A 13,876-nucleotide genomic window follows, 5' to 3' on the forward strand; every position below is an offset into this window, starting at 1 on the left:
AGGTTTTGACGGGCGGGGCGTCGGATGGAATGGATCCGCGGGCCGCAAAAGATATGTGAGAAGGAAGAGTGGGGACGTGGCAATCTGGCTGGATCAGGCATCGGGCGATTTCGAAGCGCGTTTTGCCGCCTTTCTGACGACCAAGCGCGAAGTCTCCGACGACGTCAACGACGTGGTGCGCAGGATCATCGATGACGTGCGCGCCCGCGGTGATGCGGCGCTTACCGACTATTCGCTGAAATTCGACGGCATCGATTTTACGCAAGTGGCGATGCGCGTCACCGCGGCCGAGATCGCGGAAGCCACCGCCAGCATCGCGCCCGAGCTGATCGACGCGCTGAAGCTTGCCGCCGAACGCATCGAGCGTCATCACGCCCGCCAGATGCCGAAGGACGATATCTACGAGGACGCGATCGGCGTCGGCCTCGGCTCGCGCTGGACGGCGATCGATGCCGTCGGCCTTTATGTTCCGGGCGGCACCGCCAGCTACCCGAGCTCGGTGCTGATGAATGCCCTGCCGGCCAAGGTCGCCGGCGTGCCGCGTGTCGTCATGGTCGTGCCCGCCTCCGGTGGCAGGATCAACCCGACGGTGCTGGCGGCCGCTGAGATTGCCGGCGTCACTGAAATATACCGCATCGGCGGCGCCCAGGCGGTGGCAGCGCTTGCCTATGGCACCGAGACGATCGCGCCGGTCGCCAAGATCGTCGGCCCGGGCAATGCCTATGTGGCCGCCGCCAAGCGCCAGGTCTTTGGCACCGTCGGCATCGACATGATCGCCGGCCCTTCCGAAGTGCTGGTGATCGCCGACAGCGACAACAATCCCGACTGGCTGGCCGCCGACCTTCTCGCCCAGGCCGAACATGATCCGGGCGCCCAGTCGATCCTGATGACCGACGATGCCGCATTCGGCAAGGCGGTGGAAGACGCCGTCGAACGGCAGCTGAAGTCGCTGAGCCGCGCCGAGACGGCGGCCGCCAGCTGGCGCGACTTCGGCGCGGTGATCAAGGTCGACAGCATTGCCGCCGCCGTGCCGCTCGCCAACCGCATTGCCGCCGAACATCTGGAACTGGCAGTCGCCGATCCCGAACCGCTGATCAAGGCCATCCGCAATGCCGGTGCGATCTTTGTCGGCCGCCATACGCCAGAAGTGATCGGCGATTATGTTGGCGGATCGAACCATGTCCTGCCGACCGCCCGATCCGCCCGCTTCTCCTCGGGTCTTTCGGTGCTCGACTATGTCAAGCGCACCTCGATCCTGAGGCTCGGCGCCGAACAGCTGCGCCAGCTGGCACCGGCGGCCATTGCCCTCGCCCAATCGGAAGGCCTCGACGCCCATGCGCGATCGGTGGCCATCCGCCTCAATCTCGAAGGGTAAGCCATGGCCGACGGCGTCTTCCGGCTCTGCGATGTCGTGCTGGACGAGACCATCGGCCGGTCGACGCCGGATGTCGAGCATGAGCGGGCCGTGGCGATCTTCGACCTGATCGAGGAGAATTCGTTCGCGCCGGCCGGCCATGCCGGCGGTCCCTACAAGCTGTTCCTGTCGCTGGTCGACAGCAAGCTGGTCCTGTCGATCAAGACCGAGGCCGGCGCCGATGTCGCCACCCATATCCTGTCGCTGACGCCGTTTCGCCGGATCATCAAGGACTATTTCATGATCTGCGAGAGCTATTACGAGGCGATCCGCTCCTCGACGCCGTCGCAGATCGAGGCGATCGACATGGGCCGCCGCGGCATCCACAACGATGGCTCGCAGACGCTGATGGATCGCCTGTCCGGCAAGATCAAGATCGATTTCGACACCGCGCGGCGGCTGTTCACGCTGGTCTGCGTGCTCTACTGGCGTGGCTGACGGCATGGCGGCGCACACGCCAGTAGAGTCGGACAGGTCCGATTTGCCGAACCCGTCGGAACAGAGCCAGCATCGCCGCCCGGGTGCCGTTCTCTTTGTCTGCGGCATGAATGCCATTCGCTCGCCGATCGCCGAAGCGCTGGCCCGTGCGCTTCTGCCGTCCGGCATCTACATCGCCTCGGCCGGCGTCAAGCGCGGCGAGCGCGATGGTTTTGTCGATGCCGTGCTTGAAGAAGAGGGCCTGAGCCTCGGTCGCCGCCAGCCGCAGACGCTGGAAGACCTGGAAGACGACTATTTCGACCTTGTGGTGACGCTCTCTCCCGAGGCCCATCATGCAGCCCTGGAGCTGACCCGCTCAAGCGCGGTGGAGGTCGTCTACTGGCCGACGCCGGATCCGACCGGAACAACGGGCACGCGCGAGCAGATCCTCGACGCCTACCGCGATGTACGCGACCGGCTGAAACGCCATATCATCGACCGCTTCGTCGCCGGCTGATGCGGGCGGCGCCAGGGTCCGATAAGGCCCTTCGATGACCTGCGCGGTTGGCGTCGTCACGCAAAGCGCAAAGCATGGCTTCCCTTTGCCGGCCGATCGCACTAAAAGCCCTCAACGGCCGCGCGAAACAAATTCCAAAAGCCTGATCGACTAGGTTCACAAAGCCCCGGCGATTGTGTAGTTTCCGCGCACATTTTTAAGGGGGCGTCTGCCCCCATGCTAAACTCAAGGAAGACAACCGCTCAATGGCTAAAGAAGAAGTCCTCGAATTTCCCGGCGTCGTCACGGAACTCCTGCCGAACGCAACGTTCCGGGTGAAGCTCGAAAACGAGCACGAGATCATCGCCCACACCGCCGGCCGCATGCGCAAGAACCGTATCCGTGTTCTCGCCGGCGACAAGGTGCTGGTCGAAATGACACCCTATGACCTGACCAAGGGCCGTATCACCTACCGCTTCAAGTAAGGCGTGACGGTCGGTCGCGAGGGGCCATGGAACTGAGACAGAAGCTGATACTGGCCTCCGGGTCGCCGCGCCGTGTCGACCTGCTGAAACAGGCCGGCGTAGAGCCCGCACGCCTGATGCCGATGGATCTCGACGAGACCCCGCAGAAATCCGAGCATCCGCGATCGCTGGCCCGAAGGCTTTCGGCCGACAAGGCAAAGGCCGCCTATGAGGCGATCCGCCAGGATGTCGCCTGGAAGGATGGCTACATCCTCGCCGCCGATACGGTCGTGGCCGTCGGCCGGCGCATTCTGCCCAAGGCGGAATACCTGGAAGAGGCCTCCTCGGCGCTGCATCTGCTGTCCGGCCGCAGCCACTGGGTGTTCACCGGCGTCTGCCTGATCGCGCCCGACGGCCGCCTGCGCCAGAAGATCGTCGAGACCAAGGTGCGTTTCAAGCGGCTTTCCGGCTATGACATCGAATGTTATCTTGCCTCTGGCCAATGGCGCGGCAAGGCCGGTGCCTATGCCATCCAGGGCATTGCCGGCACCTTCGTGCAGAAACTTGTCGGCTCCTACACCAATGTCGTCGGCCTGCCGCTGTTCGAGACCGTGCAGATGCTGGCAGGCGAGGGTTACGACGTGCATACCGGCTGGACGGAGGGTTGATCCATGAGCGATGACGAAAGCCCGCGCATGGCCAAGGTCGCGCCGCTGCGCAAGGCGCTGCCATGTCCGGAATGCAAGCGTCTGTCCGTTCGGGAACACTATCCCTTCTGCTCCGACCGCTGCCGCAATCTCGACCTGTCGCGCTGGCTGAAAGGCTCCTATGCCATTCCGGTGGCCGAGGACGAATCCAAGGCCGACGACGACGAATACCGCTGATGCCGATTGAACCGCCCGGATCGCTGTCGCGATCCCATTGTTTGAATTGAAGTTTCCGCGTTTTTCACATCTTCTTCAAAAAAGTGCCGCAACACGCTGGACATGGCCGAACAAGATGTTATAACCCCGCTCGCTCCCGGGGAAATACCCCGGCGGTTTCGACCAGAAACCGGCAGGCTTTGAAAAAAGCCGAGATGCCCGGATAGCTCAGTTGGTAGAGCAGCGGATTGAAAATCCGCGTGTCGGTGGTTCAAATCCGCCTCCGGGCACCATTCCAAGCCCTTACAGTGCTTGGATTTTTGCACATTTCCTGAAATTCTTTTTCGTGGTTTGACAACTTTCGTTTTTCGTTTGTTGAACTCCGCTTCAAATTCAGTCACCGCGGCCGTGGTGCGCATCGTCATGTTGGCGCGTCTGGAATAGAGTTTTGCCATGGCCTCCGTAGCGTGGCCGAGCACCAGGGCGATCGTCCCGTAGTCCTTGCCCATCTCTGCCAGATTGTCGCAATCGTGTGACGCAGTCCCTTCAGCGTCAATCCGGGTTGGGTGACGCCCTCGGCCTCAAGTGTGCCTTTGAACCTGCTCTAGTTCGTGATGTACCCGTTATAGGGTCAACGACATGCCCTGGCTATTGGCGCACAGGGTTGCGGCATCATGTTTCGGAGCGCGTGCCATGGCTTCAGTGACAGGTTCGAAAAGCGGCTGTTGGTTGTCGCGTAAGTTCAAGCCGCTTTTCCATTTCGCGGTGATCTGGTCAGGAAGAGAAAGGGTGTTTGCAGGCAATTGATTGAAACGAATTTGGTGGGTGAACGCGAAACGGAAAAGTGGGCCAAATCTGCTGAAACCCAACAACCATCATATGCTACATCCCCGGCGGTGCAGCCACGGACTGGCGCGTGATGAGATTGGTTGCAAAAACACGACTGCGGGGGGCGTCACCCATGCCCATGATGCGCTTGACCAGGATTTGCGTGCTCTCAAAACCGAGATCGTAGACCGGTTGTGCAATGACGGTAATCGGCGGGCTGGTGACGCTCGTCCAGTCTGCGTCGTGAAACGCAATCAATGAGAGGTCTCCCGGAATTGACATTCCAAGTCTGCGCAGGGTCTTGAACACTTCGAGTGCGACGACGTTATCCGACGCCAATATCGCTGTTGGCCGTTCATGCTCCATCAGCAAGTCTGCGATCACCTTGTCGCCCATTCCACCGCGACCAGCGCCCAAGCGAATGTATCGCTCGGGATGGTTTATGCCGGCTGCATGGCTTGCGGCAACGAAACCTTCGATGCGTTCCATGACGGTGCTCAGATTGATCTGGTGTGGGCCCTGGTAGACGGGATCTTCCGATTCTGTGGCGGAGATGTAGGCAATGCGACGATGGCCAGCCGCGATTAACGCATTTGTCGCCGCTTCTGCAGCCCGTCGGTCATCGGTCACCACGGCGTCCACGTTAAAGCCGGGAATGGTTCTGTCCAGAAGGACCAAAGGGCGGCCTGCGCGCTGGATGTCCTGAATATGCTGGGTTTCGAAGACCGAGGCCGGGGTGATGATAAGTCCATCGACCCGCTTGCCGAGGAGAACGCGCACCGCGGCTTTCTCTTTACCGGCATCTTCGCCGGAATTTGCCAGGATGACGTCGAATCCTGCGCTGCGCGCCGCGTCGCTGATACCTCTAACCGCCTGTCCGAAATACTGGTTTTCAATGTCGCCGACGATAACTCCGATGGTTTTCGATCGGCCGGTCGTCATGCTGCGCGCAAGCTCGTTGGCCTGATAGCCGAGCTCTTTTGCGGCATCACGAACTCTGTCTTTCACCTCCGGGCTGGCCGTGCCGTAACTGCCCAGAACCCGTGCAGCGGTCGCTTTCGAAACGCCAGCACTGAGCGCGACGTCTGAAATGGTCACAAGCCGTTTTGAAAGTTTTTTCGTCATGACTCCATCACATAGGTTCAGAAAAATTGGGCGTCAAGAAAATCACGCGTTGACACGTGAGACCGGTCTCAAATACGAATGATACCGGTCTCATGCCGCGACTGATAGTCGCGTCATGAATTTTTGGAGGTGAGGGAAGCACATTGGCTGCAACGGGAAAGCTTCGCTGGGGCGTACTGAGCACCGCTGGGATTGCCAGGAACCATGTCATCCCGGCAATGAAGTCGGGTGAGCTCACCGAGGTTGTTGCCATCGCCTCTCGCGATGCTGTGCTTGCGGCAAAGGCGGCCATGGATCTGGGCATCCCCAGGTCTTACGGTTCCTATGAGGAATTGCTTCGGGATCCCGAGGTTGATGCCGTCTACAATCCACTTCCCAACCACCTGCACGCAATCTGGACGATCCGCGCACTGGAAGCCGGCAAGCACGTTCTGATCGAAAAGCCTGCGGCCATGAATGCCCAGGAGACCCTCGATATCTTGGCCGTACAGAAGCGGACGGGGCGAATTGTCCTGGAAGGCTTCATGGTGCGCTTCCACCCTCAATGGGAAGCCGTTCGTACGATCGTAAGGAGCGGCCGCATCGGGCAGGTGCGTGCGATGCAGGCGATCTTTACCTATTTCCTGACGGATCCTCAAAACATCCGCAACCAGGCGGATCTCGGCGGTGGTGGACTGTACGACATCGGCTGTTATGCCATTAACACGGCTCGCTACGTATTTGGCGCCGAACCAGAGCGTGTGATTGGCCTGTTCGATATGGATCCGGATCTGGCCACGGATCGGCTGACAAGCGGACTGGCGGAGTTTCCGAGGCATCGGCAGTTGGCCTTCACCTGTGCGACCCAGTTGTCGCCGTGCCAGCGCGTCGAGATCCTGGGCACATCCGGCCGCATTTCAATCGCGCTTCCATTCAATCCGGCCGCCGATGCGGAAACGTCCATCTGCATCGACGATGGGCGCGACCTCTCGGGCGGCGGACGTGAGACGATCCGGTTCCCGGCGGCCGACCAGTACAAAAAACAGGGCGACGCCTTTGCCCGCGCGGTGTTCGGTAACGGACCACTTGTGTCCGATTTGTCGGACTCCGTGAAAAACATGCAGGTCATCGATGCGTTCTTCCGTTCCCAGAAGTCGGGGCAATGGGAAAAGCCGGGCGGCCCGGACGCAACGAATGACCGGCCTTTGATAACAGCAACCGATGAAGGAAAACGCAGTGACAATCTCGCAATCTAGGCAACGGATCGCCATCATTGGCGGCGGCATTTTCGGTGTGTCTTCGGCGGTGCATCTTGCGCGGTTGGGGGCGCATGTCACCCTGGTGACCGAAGGTGCGTTCTCCAGCGAGGCATCCGGGCGGTCTTTGGCCTGGCTCAATTCGGCGCGGTTCCGTTCCGCCGAATATCATCGCCTGCGCGTGATTGGAATTGATCGGTATCGGACATTGGCAAGCCGTAATGAAGGCGCTTCATGGCTCCGTTTCGAGGGAGGCCTAACATGGGACGCTGACGATCCCGCGAACCAGATCGCCGAAGCCTTCGCCCATGAACGGTCGATCGGCTACGACTGCCTGCTCCTTGAACCAGGCGACGTGGCCAAGGTGACGCCAGGGATCAATGCGGCCGCGATTTCGCCTCAGGGCGCGATATTCAATCCCGGGGAAGGCTGGGTCGATCTTCCGTCGCTCATTGACATTCTGGTGCGGGAATTGAAGGCACTTGGCGGTCAGGTCATCACACAGGCCGGCAAGGCGACCGTCGACATCAAGGGCGGTCGGGCAACAGGCGTCTCCTGCGCCAATGGGATGAGTATCGAATCCGATGCTGTGCTTGTCGCGACGGGTGCGGCCGTGCCGGCGATGGCAAAGCAGGCGGGGCATGTGATCGCCGATGGAACCCCCATCGGGCTTCTCGTCAAGTCGAAGCCATTTAAATACGCGGTGCGCGCAGTGCTCAATACGCCGAATGTGGCGCTGCGCCCGACGCCCGACGGCGCAATCGTCTGCGATTCCGCCTGGTCGGAAGAAGAACTCAACCGCAGCTCCGACGGAACATACGAAGTCAAGCAAGACACGCTGCACCGCCTGCTTTCGGAAGCTTCCAACGTGCTCGAGGGCAATCCGACGCTGGAACTGGAAAGCTATCATTGCGGACCGAAACCAGTGCCGGGAGATGGTGAGTCCGTCATTGGCGCGCTCGATGGCATTCCCGGCTATTTCGTCGCTTTCAGCCACAGCGGTGCGACGCTGGGTCTGATCACCGGTGAACTCATCGCCCGTGAAATTGCCAACGGGGAGATGAGCCCGTTGCTGGAAAGATTCAGACCTGCCCGTTTCGCGCAGGCCACCGAGGCTCTGGCATCGTAGTTCGGGACGGTCCGATCGGATTGATGGTTGATGCAAGGAGAGGATATTTGGGAATGACACAGACCGAAGTCGTCGTAGAATTGTCCAGTGTCGATAAGTGGTTCTCCACCTTACAGGTCCTGTACGACATCAACCTGACCGTCAATCGCGGTGAAAAGGTGGTCGTCTGCGGACCTTCGGGGTCGGGCAAGTCGACGATGATCCGATGCATCAACTATCTGGAGAAACACCAGAAGGGCCGGATCGTCGTCAACGGCACGGAATTGACGGACAACAAAAAGAGCATCGACCTCGTCCGGCAGGACGTCGGAATGGTGTTCCAGAACTTCAATCTGTACCCACATCTGACAGTGCTTGAAAATTGCACGCTTGCGCCGCGCTGGGTGAAGGGCGTCTCGCGCAAGGACGCAGAGGCTGTGGCACTCGCCTATCTTGAGCGGGTGCGAATCCCGGACAAGGCCCATTTCTATCCAAGTCAGTTGTCCGGTGGACAGCAGCAGCGCGCTGCCATTGCCCGTTCTCTCTGCATGAACCCCAAGATCATGCTTTTCGATGAGCCGACATCGGCGCTCGACCCGGAACTCGTCCGCGAGGTTCTGGATACGATGGCGCAGCTGGCCAGCGACGGCATGACGATGGTGTGCGTGACGCATGAAATGGGATTTGCACGGCAGGTCGCCGACAGGGTCGTGTTCATGGATGCCGGACGCATCGTCGAGACGGCGCCTCCGGAGGAATTCTTCAGCAATCCGCAGGAGGGAAGGACAAGAGCATTTCTCAATCAGATCCTGCACTAGCCGGATGAGCCTCCGCAGGCAGGTTTCTGCGGCAAGAAGCAGACGGGCGGTCAACGTTCGGCAAAGAAGATAGAAACCAAGGGAACAAAGCCATGACCAAATCCATCAGCATGCTCCGCCTGACAGCCATCGCTTTCGCCGCATTTTCGCTCCAAGCTCTGCCCGTTGCCGCCCAGGCTCTGCCAGAGGCGATCAAGCAAGCCGGCGTCATCCGTATCGGTGTGAAATGTGATTCTCCGCCCTTCGGCGCTTCCGGCACCGACGGAAAACCAGCCGGCATCGAAATCGAGCTGGCAAAGCAGATAGGCGTGGCCGCTTTCGGGGCTGCGGACAAAGCCGAACTGAGCTGCGTGGCGACCGATGCCCGCATTCCGTCGCTTACAGGCGGAAAGATCGACCTTATCATCGCCACGCTTGGCAAAACGCCGTCGCGTGAACAGGTGATCGACTATTCCGACATCTACTACTGGGGCAGCAGCCGGGTGATCGTACCCAAAGACAGCAAGGTGCAGAAACTGGCCGATCTCGACGGCAAGTCGATGCTCATCATCAAGGGTGGATCGCAGCTGAAATGGCTGAAAGAGCGCATTCCGAGCCTGGAGTTCGTGCAGCTCAACACCAATGCAGACAACCTGCAGGCCCTGCAGCAGGGACGCGCCGACGGATATGTGGGCGATGCCATCACCATCGCGACACTCGCTGCCAACTACCCCGAATTCCGGACGCTGGAAGAGCCCGTCGATCTGGGCTTCAACGGTGTCGGAATCCGCAAGGGTGAAGAAGAACTGAAGGCCTTCGTGAACGCCGTCCTGAAGAAACTGAAGGACGAGAAATTCTACTCGAAGACCGTGCCGGCCTTTGTCACGGATCCTATCGTCGCTGCAGAAATGCTGACATCGTTCGAAACCGATCCGCCAGCCGCACAGTAAAATGAATGATCTGTCCTGGCGGCCTTGGCTGCCAGGACCTCACGTTCATCTCAATTTCGGAACAGGATGAGGGTCATGGATTTCACCTATATTTTCGAGGCCCTGCCAGATCTTATGTCTGGCCTCAAAATGACGCTGACCGTCAGCCTAATGGCGATCCTGCTGTCGTGTTTGATCGGGGTGCTGGGCGCGGTTCTCCGGACAAGCGGAATCAAGCCGCTGGAATACATTGTGACTGCCTATGTCGAGTTCATCCGCGGCACACCCTACCTCGTGCAGATTTTTTTCATTTTCTACGGCCTTCCGAGCCTCGGTTTGCGCTTCAGCATTTTCTGGTCCGGCGTCATTGCGCTGACGACCTGGGCGAGTGCGTTTCAAATCGAGAACTTTCGCGCCGGGCTCGCGGCTGTCGGCAGGGGAATGCATGATGCGTCCGCCTCCCTCGGACTGCGCCGCTGGCAGCACTCGGTGTTTGTCATACTGCCTTTGGCCATGCGATCTGCGCTCCCATCCGCGATGAACACAATTGTCGCAACCGTAAAGAATTCGGCTTACCTGCAGGCAATTGGCCTGGTGGAGCTGACTTTTGTTGCTGTCGACCGCATCGCATACGACTTTCGAGCAATCGAAATGTTCGCGTCGATATGCGTTATCTATCTGATCTGCGTCTTCACCATCTCCGGTCTCGGCTACATGGTTGAGAGACGCCTCAGCCGACCATTCGGCGGGAGATAAACGATGCTGCTTCTGGAATTCAAAACGTTTCTTTTGGACGGCCTTCTCAACACATTGCTTCTCTCCTTGGTGATGATCGCAGGTGGCACGCTTTTTGCGGTGATATTTGCGACCGGCCTTTCTGCCAGATCCGCCTGGCTGAGACGACCGGTCTACGGTCTGGTCGAGTGCCTTCGTGACATTCCTTTGATGGTGACGGTGCTGATGACATACTTCCTGCTGCCGCATGCAGGGGTTTCGCTCAATCCATTCTGGTCCAGCGCGCTGAGCGTGTCGGTCTGGGGTGGGGCGAACGGCGCGCATATCATTCGCGCCGGCCTACTCTCGGTGCCACACGGTCAGCGTGAGGCTGCAGCGTCATTCGGACTGCGCGGCTGGAAGGGGCTTGCTCTGGTCATAGTTCCCCAGGCGATGCCGATCATTTTGCCGCCTTATGTCAGTCTGGTAACCAGTCTTCTGCAAGCGAGCTCACTCGGCGCCGTCCTCGGGGTCAACGAATTGCTGCGATCTGCGCAGATCTTGATTGAGCAGACGACAATCGCGCGTGGGGGAAGCCCGGCCTATCTGATTTACGGGTCCATACTGATCGTTTATTTCGCGCTTTGCTGGACGATATCTGCCATCGGAGCAAAGCTTGAGCGGCATTTCCGAAAGCCCTATCACCGGGGTGCTGAAAGAGTTCACCAACCAGAGCCTGCGCCTGCTGTTTTGCAACCAACTATGACGTAGCTGAGGGTTGTCTATCGCAGGCATCGACAGTTCTGGCGGCAGTCGGGTATGCGTGCCACCGGCACACTTGTTTCCTATGGAACGCATTTAGGAGAGAGCAAAACGACCTGTCGCGTGGACCAAATCTATCTTCTCCGTGGGAGGAGTGGGGTCACTTACTCACGGTAAGGGGCGTTGTCACATTGAGCGCTCTGGAAAGCCCCTCCAGAAGATCCAGTCCCGCCGGGAGAGAGACGCTCCGCTTGTTGATGTACACCCCATAATTGTCCAGAAATGTATCCACCGTGTCGTCGAAGAATGCGGCGGTTGTGTCTTGCGAGCAGATGGATTTCTTCAGACAAGGCCATGTTCTTCTGTCAGCGTGATCTGAATGAGCTTGACCCCGGCGACGTCAATGGCTTGCCGGCAGCTCGGGATAACGCGTTCCGGCTAGCCGAGGAATTGGTCAATCTTGTCATCGATGCAAGGGCAGCGGCATGAGCGGAAAGAACCTGGGCTTTGGCGGCAAGCTCGCCAACATCACCCCTGACAGTGAGGATTCGGCCAGGATTTCAGATGCCAAGATTGTTGAGGTTGGGGAACGGCATGGATTTGTGGCCTGAGAGCCAATCCAGAAGCTGACACGGCGCAAGCCGCCAGGAGTTCGAGGGGGATACCGTGCACATCATTTTCCATTTCGCTGTGATCCGGTCAGGAAGCGAAAAGGTGTTTGCAATCAATTGATTGCAACGACTGTGGTGGGTGAACGCGAAACGGAAAGATGGGCGAATTCTGCTGAATTTGGACAGTCAGCACATTTACATTAGCGACATCGACCTAAACACGCTCTCCGGCAGATCCAATTTTGATGTGCCGCCAGCATCACCGACCGTTTTGCTCGAATGAGTTAGCGTAGAGCGTCTCGATTTGCTCGACCTCGGTATCGTCTAAAGCGGCAAACTCCTTTGTGCGCGCTCTCTGTGAGAGGCGACCGTTATTCTGGTTGAGAAACTTGTGCAGCAATTCGGCTTGGGCCATGGGCATATCGATGATCTCCTGAAGCCCCGCGGCGAAGAGATCAAAAGCTTGCAGGAAGCGAAGTTCTTGCGGCAGGTCGTGTTTCACAGTCTGTTCGACGCATTCGTAGAGAAAGGCCGCATGTGCCGTGGCGTCGAAGTATCGGTAGAATGGCGCGGTGTCGTTCAGGACCTCAATGTTGCCAGCAGCCGTCGGACGCCATTCGATGAACGGCAGGAGAGACGCCGACCTCGATTCCAGCACGGCTCTGTAGCGTTCGATGTTCCGCAGAATGACTGCGCTGACGGGGAAAACGAGACCTGGTGGGCTGTAGGATGCGGCGGCAAGCGCGTGGTGGATTAGCCAGCGGTGTAGGCGGCCATTCCCATCCACATACGGGTGGATGTAAACAAACCCAAATGCCAGGCAGGCTGCGGCCACCACCGGATCCATCGTTCCCCGCGTCGCGCGCTCCGAAAATGCAATCAGTCCGCCGACCAGGCTATCAAGATCCTCGTGCCGGGCGCTGACGTGATCGGGAATAGGCATGTTGGTGTCGCGGTCATGGACGCCGACGAATCCACCCTCATCACGAAGGCCGAGGCGCACGAAGCGGGCGTCCCCGATGACGATCCGTTGAAGACGGTCGAGCTCTACGAGACTGAGCGGTCGGACACCCGCCTGCGATATGGCCTGGCCCCAACGCGCCGCTCTTTGCCCGGACGGTTGTTCCCCTTCTATGGCAAATGAGGATTTTGAGTCGTTGAGCAGGATAAATGCAGCAACGCGCGCGACCAGATCCTGACGAACGCGCCCCATCGCCTCACGCGCCTGCGTCCCAAGTGCCTGTTGCGAGAACGCGGAGAGGTCTGCTGTTTTCCACACTAGCGGACAAAATGCAGGTGTGCCGGGAAGGTTATTCAATACCTTGTGTCGAGGTGACGGATCACCCTCGGTGAGACAATATTGCTGGTCCGGGTCGAGGATCGGCACCATCCGCACTTTACCAGGATCGGGAAGATTGAGCTGTCGGCTTGTCAGCCATTCGTACAGAAACCAGAGGCGGCGGGCAAAGGCACCGGTCGGAGTCAGGCGTATGATGGCCTCGATCTCTTCAGGAGCAACGATTTGGAAGAGAGCGGACAAGACCTGAAGGTCAATGCCTTCGTATCTGAATGCGAAAACCAGATGTGAGCGGAGTTCCGGTTCCGGGCGGTAGCGCGGCGTTTGCATCAGCCACGCTTCTGTCGAGACCGGATGGTGCCGTTCCGCAATCGCGGCCATTCGGGATGGTGCGGGCAAGATCAGGTCGAAGGCGGCGATGATAGCAGCATAACCCGCCGGTTCGCCGCGCTCAGGCAAGGGTCGCCCGTGAAAGTCATTCACACTCTGCGTAGGCCATTCACCCATCTGTACTCCCGCGAAACTGGGTCACCTGATCTAGATCCCTTCGTGAGAATCCATCACCGTCGGCGAAAATCTATCACCTATTATGAATTTTGTGAATTCTATTCACTGAGCTAGGCGGATTGCTCCATTAGAGGGCTTCGTGACGATCTTTCCCGTCCTGTGTCTTTTCGCTGCCATTTCAATGTCCTTCTCCAGATCATGAGCCATGCAGGATTATGGTGTGGGACAGCGGCGCTCGAGGCAAATCATACATAGGATTGTTGATTTCCACTGAGAACTGACCCGGTCAGGCAATGACCCCACCCAGCG

The 13,876-nt window shown here is 59.0% G+C and carries 16 protein-coding genes and 1 tRNA gene; 14 read left to right on the plus strand and 3 right to left on the minus strand.

What is annotated here, in order from left to right; translation table 11 throughout:
• Nucleotides 1-76: 76 nt before the first annotated feature.
• From hisD to LQ231_RS05290, 7 genes are all read left to right on the plus strand, one after another.
• On the plus strand, nucleotides 77-1,375 hold the full coding sequence (gene hisD, locus LQ231_RS05260; RefSeq protein ID WP_230170560.1) for a histidinol dehydrogenase: 1,299 nt from the start codon (nucleotides 77-79) through the stop codon (nucleotides 1,373-1,375).
• A 3-nt stretch (nucleotides 1,376-1,378) separates the two neighbouring features.
• Complete coding sequence (locus LQ231_RS05265; protein WP_113140252.1) at nucleotides 1,379-1,852, plus strand: UPF0262 family protein; 474 nt, start codon at nucleotides 1,379-1,381, stop codon at nucleotides 1,850-1,852.
• A 43-nt stretch (nucleotides 1,853-1,895) separates the two neighbouring features.
• Complete coding sequence (locus LQ231_RS05270) at nucleotides 1,896-2,348, plus strand: low molecular weight phosphatase family protein (protein ID WP_290371373.1); 453 nt, start codon at nucleotides 1,896-1,898, stop codon at nucleotides 2,346-2,348.
• Between the two features lie 245 nt (nucleotides 2,349-2,593).
• Nucleotides 2,594-2,812: a translation initiation factor IF-1 gene (infA, locus tag LQ231_RS05275; RefSeq protein ID WP_004435948.1), complete on the plus strand. Its 219-nt coding sequence runs from the start codon at nucleotides 2,594-2,596 to the stop codon at nucleotides 2,810-2,812.
• Nucleotides 2,813-2,838: 26 nt separating this feature from the next.
• The gene (locus LQ231_RS05280) at nucleotides 2,839-3,459 is read left to right on the plus strand and encodes a Maf-like protein (RefSeq protein WP_230170561.1); all 621 of its coding nucleotides are present in this window, start codon (nucleotides 2,839-2,841) and stop codon (nucleotides 3,457-3,459) included.
• A 3-nt stretch (nucleotides 3,460-3,462) separates the two neighbouring features.
• Nucleotides 3,463-3,675 (plus strand): DNA gyrase inhibitor YacG, encoded by a 213-nt coding sequence (gene yacG, locus LQ231_RS05285; protein WP_230170562.1) that lies wholly within the window; start codon nucleotides 3,463-3,465, stop codon nucleotides 3,673-3,675.
• 196 nt (nucleotides 3,676-3,871) lie between these two features.
• Nucleotides 3,872-3,947: transfer RNA gene (locus LQ231_RS05290), tRNA-Phe, on the plus strand.
• A 330-nt stretch (nucleotides 3,948-4,277) separates the two neighbouring features.
• Here LQ231_RS05290 and LQ231_RS05295 read toward each other — a convergent pair.
• Entirely contained in the window at nucleotides 4,278-4,526 is a 249-nt protein-coding gene (locus LQ231_RS05295) for a hypothetical protein (RefSeq protein WP_230170563.1), read from the minus strand.
• Nucleotides 4,527-4,536: 10 nt separating this feature from the next.
• Nucleotides 4,537-5,607, minus strand: a complete 1,071-nt coding sequence (locus tag LQ231_RS05300; RefSeq protein WP_230170564.1) for a LacI family DNA-binding transcriptional regulator — start codon at nucleotides 5,605-5,607, stop codon at nucleotides 4,537-4,539.
• 143 nt (nucleotides 5,608-5,750) lie between these two features.
• Between LQ231_RS05300 and LQ231_RS05305 the strand changes: the two genes are divergently transcribed.
• The 7 genes from LQ231_RS05305 to LQ231_RS27190 all read left to right on the plus strand — a co-directional run bounded on the left by LQ231_RS05305 (nucleotide 5,751) and on the right by LQ231_RS27190 (nucleotide 11,763).
• A complete protein-coding gene (locus tag LQ231_RS05305) occupies nucleotides 5,751-6,842 on the plus strand; it encodes a Gfo/Idh/MocA family oxidoreductase (protein WP_290371343.1) in 1,092 nt (363 codons plus the stop codon).
• Nucleotides 6,808-7,971 (plus strand): FAD-binding oxidoreductase, encoded by a 1,164-nt coding sequence (locus tag LQ231_RS05310; RefSeq protein ID WP_230170565.1) that lies wholly within the window; start codon nucleotides 6,808-6,810, stop codon nucleotides 7,969-7,971. The genes LQ231_RS05305 and LQ231_RS05310 overlap by 35 nt, the downstream gene beginning before the upstream one ends.
• A gap of 23 nt (nucleotides 7,972-7,994) precedes the next feature.
• Nucleotides 7,995-8,768 (plus strand): amino acid ABC transporter ATP-binding protein, encoded by a 774-nt coding sequence (locus LQ231_RS05315; RefSeq protein WP_230170566.1) that lies wholly within the window; start codon nucleotides 7,995-7,997, stop codon nucleotides 8,766-8,768.
• A 92-nt stretch (nucleotides 8,769-8,860) separates the two neighbouring features.
• Nucleotides 8,861-9,697 carry a transporter substrate-binding domain-containing protein gene (locus tag LQ231_RS05320; RefSeq protein WP_230170567.1) on the plus strand — a complete coding sequence of 279 codons (837 nt, stop codon included), beginning with the start codon at nucleotides 8,861-8,863 and terminating at the stop codon, nucleotides 9,695-9,697.
• 75 nt (nucleotides 9,698-9,772) lie between these two features.
• Nucleotides 9,773-10,432, plus strand: a complete 660-nt coding sequence (locus LQ231_RS05325; RefSeq protein WP_230170568.1) for an amino acid ABC transporter permease — start codon at nucleotides 9,773-9,775, stop codon at nucleotides 10,430-10,432.
• A gap of 3 nt (nucleotides 10,433-10,435) precedes the next feature.
• A complete protein-coding gene (locus LQ231_RS05330; protein WP_230170569.1) occupies nucleotides 10,436-11,161 on the plus strand; it encodes an amino acid ABC transporter permease in 726 nt (241 codons plus the stop codon).
• A gap of 476 nt (nucleotides 11,162-11,637) precedes the next feature.
• Nucleotides 11,638-11,763 (plus strand): hypothetical protein, encoded by a 126-nt coding sequence (locus tag LQ231_RS27190; RefSeq protein WP_290371344.1) that lies wholly within the window; start codon nucleotides 11,638-11,640, stop codon nucleotides 11,761-11,763.
• A gap of 259 nt (nucleotides 11,764-12,022) precedes the next feature.
• Here the strand turns inward: LQ231_RS27190 and LQ231_RS05335 are convergent, their stop codons facing one another.
• Nucleotides 12,023-13,567 (minus strand): Fic family protein, encoded by a 1,545-nt coding sequence (locus LQ231_RS05335; protein WP_230170570.1) that lies wholly within the window; start codon nucleotides 13,565-13,567, stop codon nucleotides 12,023-12,025.
• Nucleotides 13,568-13,876 lie beyond the last annotated feature (309 nt).

Source organism: Rhizobium sp. CECT 9324, assembly GCF_918741265.1.
Taxonomy (GTDB): domain Bacteria; phylum Pseudomonadota; class Alphaproteobacteria; order Rhizobiales; family Rhizobiaceae; genus Allorhizobium.

What these genes read in the sequence shown, in the direction of transcription:
- LQ231_RS05265 (WP_113140252.1), top strand. Translation starts at nt 1,379, where the DNA reads ATGGCCGACGGCGTCTTCCGGCTCTGCGATGTCGTGCTGGACGAGACC.
- infA (WP_004435948.1), top strand. Translation starts at nt 2,594, where the DNA reads ATGGCTAAAGAAGAAGTCCTCGAATTTCCCGGCGTCGTCACGGAACTC.
- LQ231_RS05280 (WP_230170561.1), top strand. Translation starts at nt 2,839, where the DNA reads ATGGAACTGAGACAGAAGCTGATACTGGCCTCCGGGTCGCCGCGCCGT.
- yacG (WP_230170562.1), top strand. Translation starts at nt 3,463, where the DNA reads ATGAGCGATGACGAAAGCCCGCGCATGGCCAAGGTCGCGCCGCTGCGC.
- LQ231_RS05300 (WP_230170564.1), bottom strand. Translation starts at nt 5,607, where the DNA reads ATGACGAAAAAACTTTCAAAACGGCTTGTGACCATTTCAGACGTCGCG.
- LQ231_RS05310 (WP_230170565.1), top strand. Translation starts at nt 6,808, where the DNA reads ATGAAGGAAAACGCAGTGACAATCTCGCAATCTAGGCAACGGATCGCC.
- LQ231_RS05315 (WP_230170566.1), top strand. Translation starts at nt 7,995, where the DNA reads ATGGTTGATGCAAGGAGAGGATATTTGGGAATGACACAGACCGAAGTC.
- LQ231_RS05320 (WP_230170567.1), top strand. Translation starts at nt 8,861, where the DNA reads ATGACCAAATCCATCAGCATGCTCCGCCTGACAGCCATCGCTTTCGCC.
- LQ231_RS05325 (WP_230170568.1), top strand. Translation starts at nt 9,773, where the DNA reads ATGGATTTCACCTATATTTTCGAGGCCCTGCCAGATCTTATGTCTGGC.
- LQ231_RS05330 (WP_230170569.1), top strand. Translation starts at nt 10,436, where the DNA reads ATGCTGCTTCTGGAATTCAAAACGTTTCTTTTGGACGGCCTTCTCAAC.
- LQ231_RS27190 (WP_290371344.1), top strand. Translation starts at nt 11,638, where the DNA reads ATGAGCGGAAAGAACCTGGGCTTTGGCGGCAAGCTCGCCAACATCACC.
- LQ231_RS05335 (WP_230170570.1), bottom strand. Translation starts at nt 13,567, where the DNA reads ATGGGTGAATGGCCTACGCAGAGTGTGAATGACTTTCACGGGCGACCC.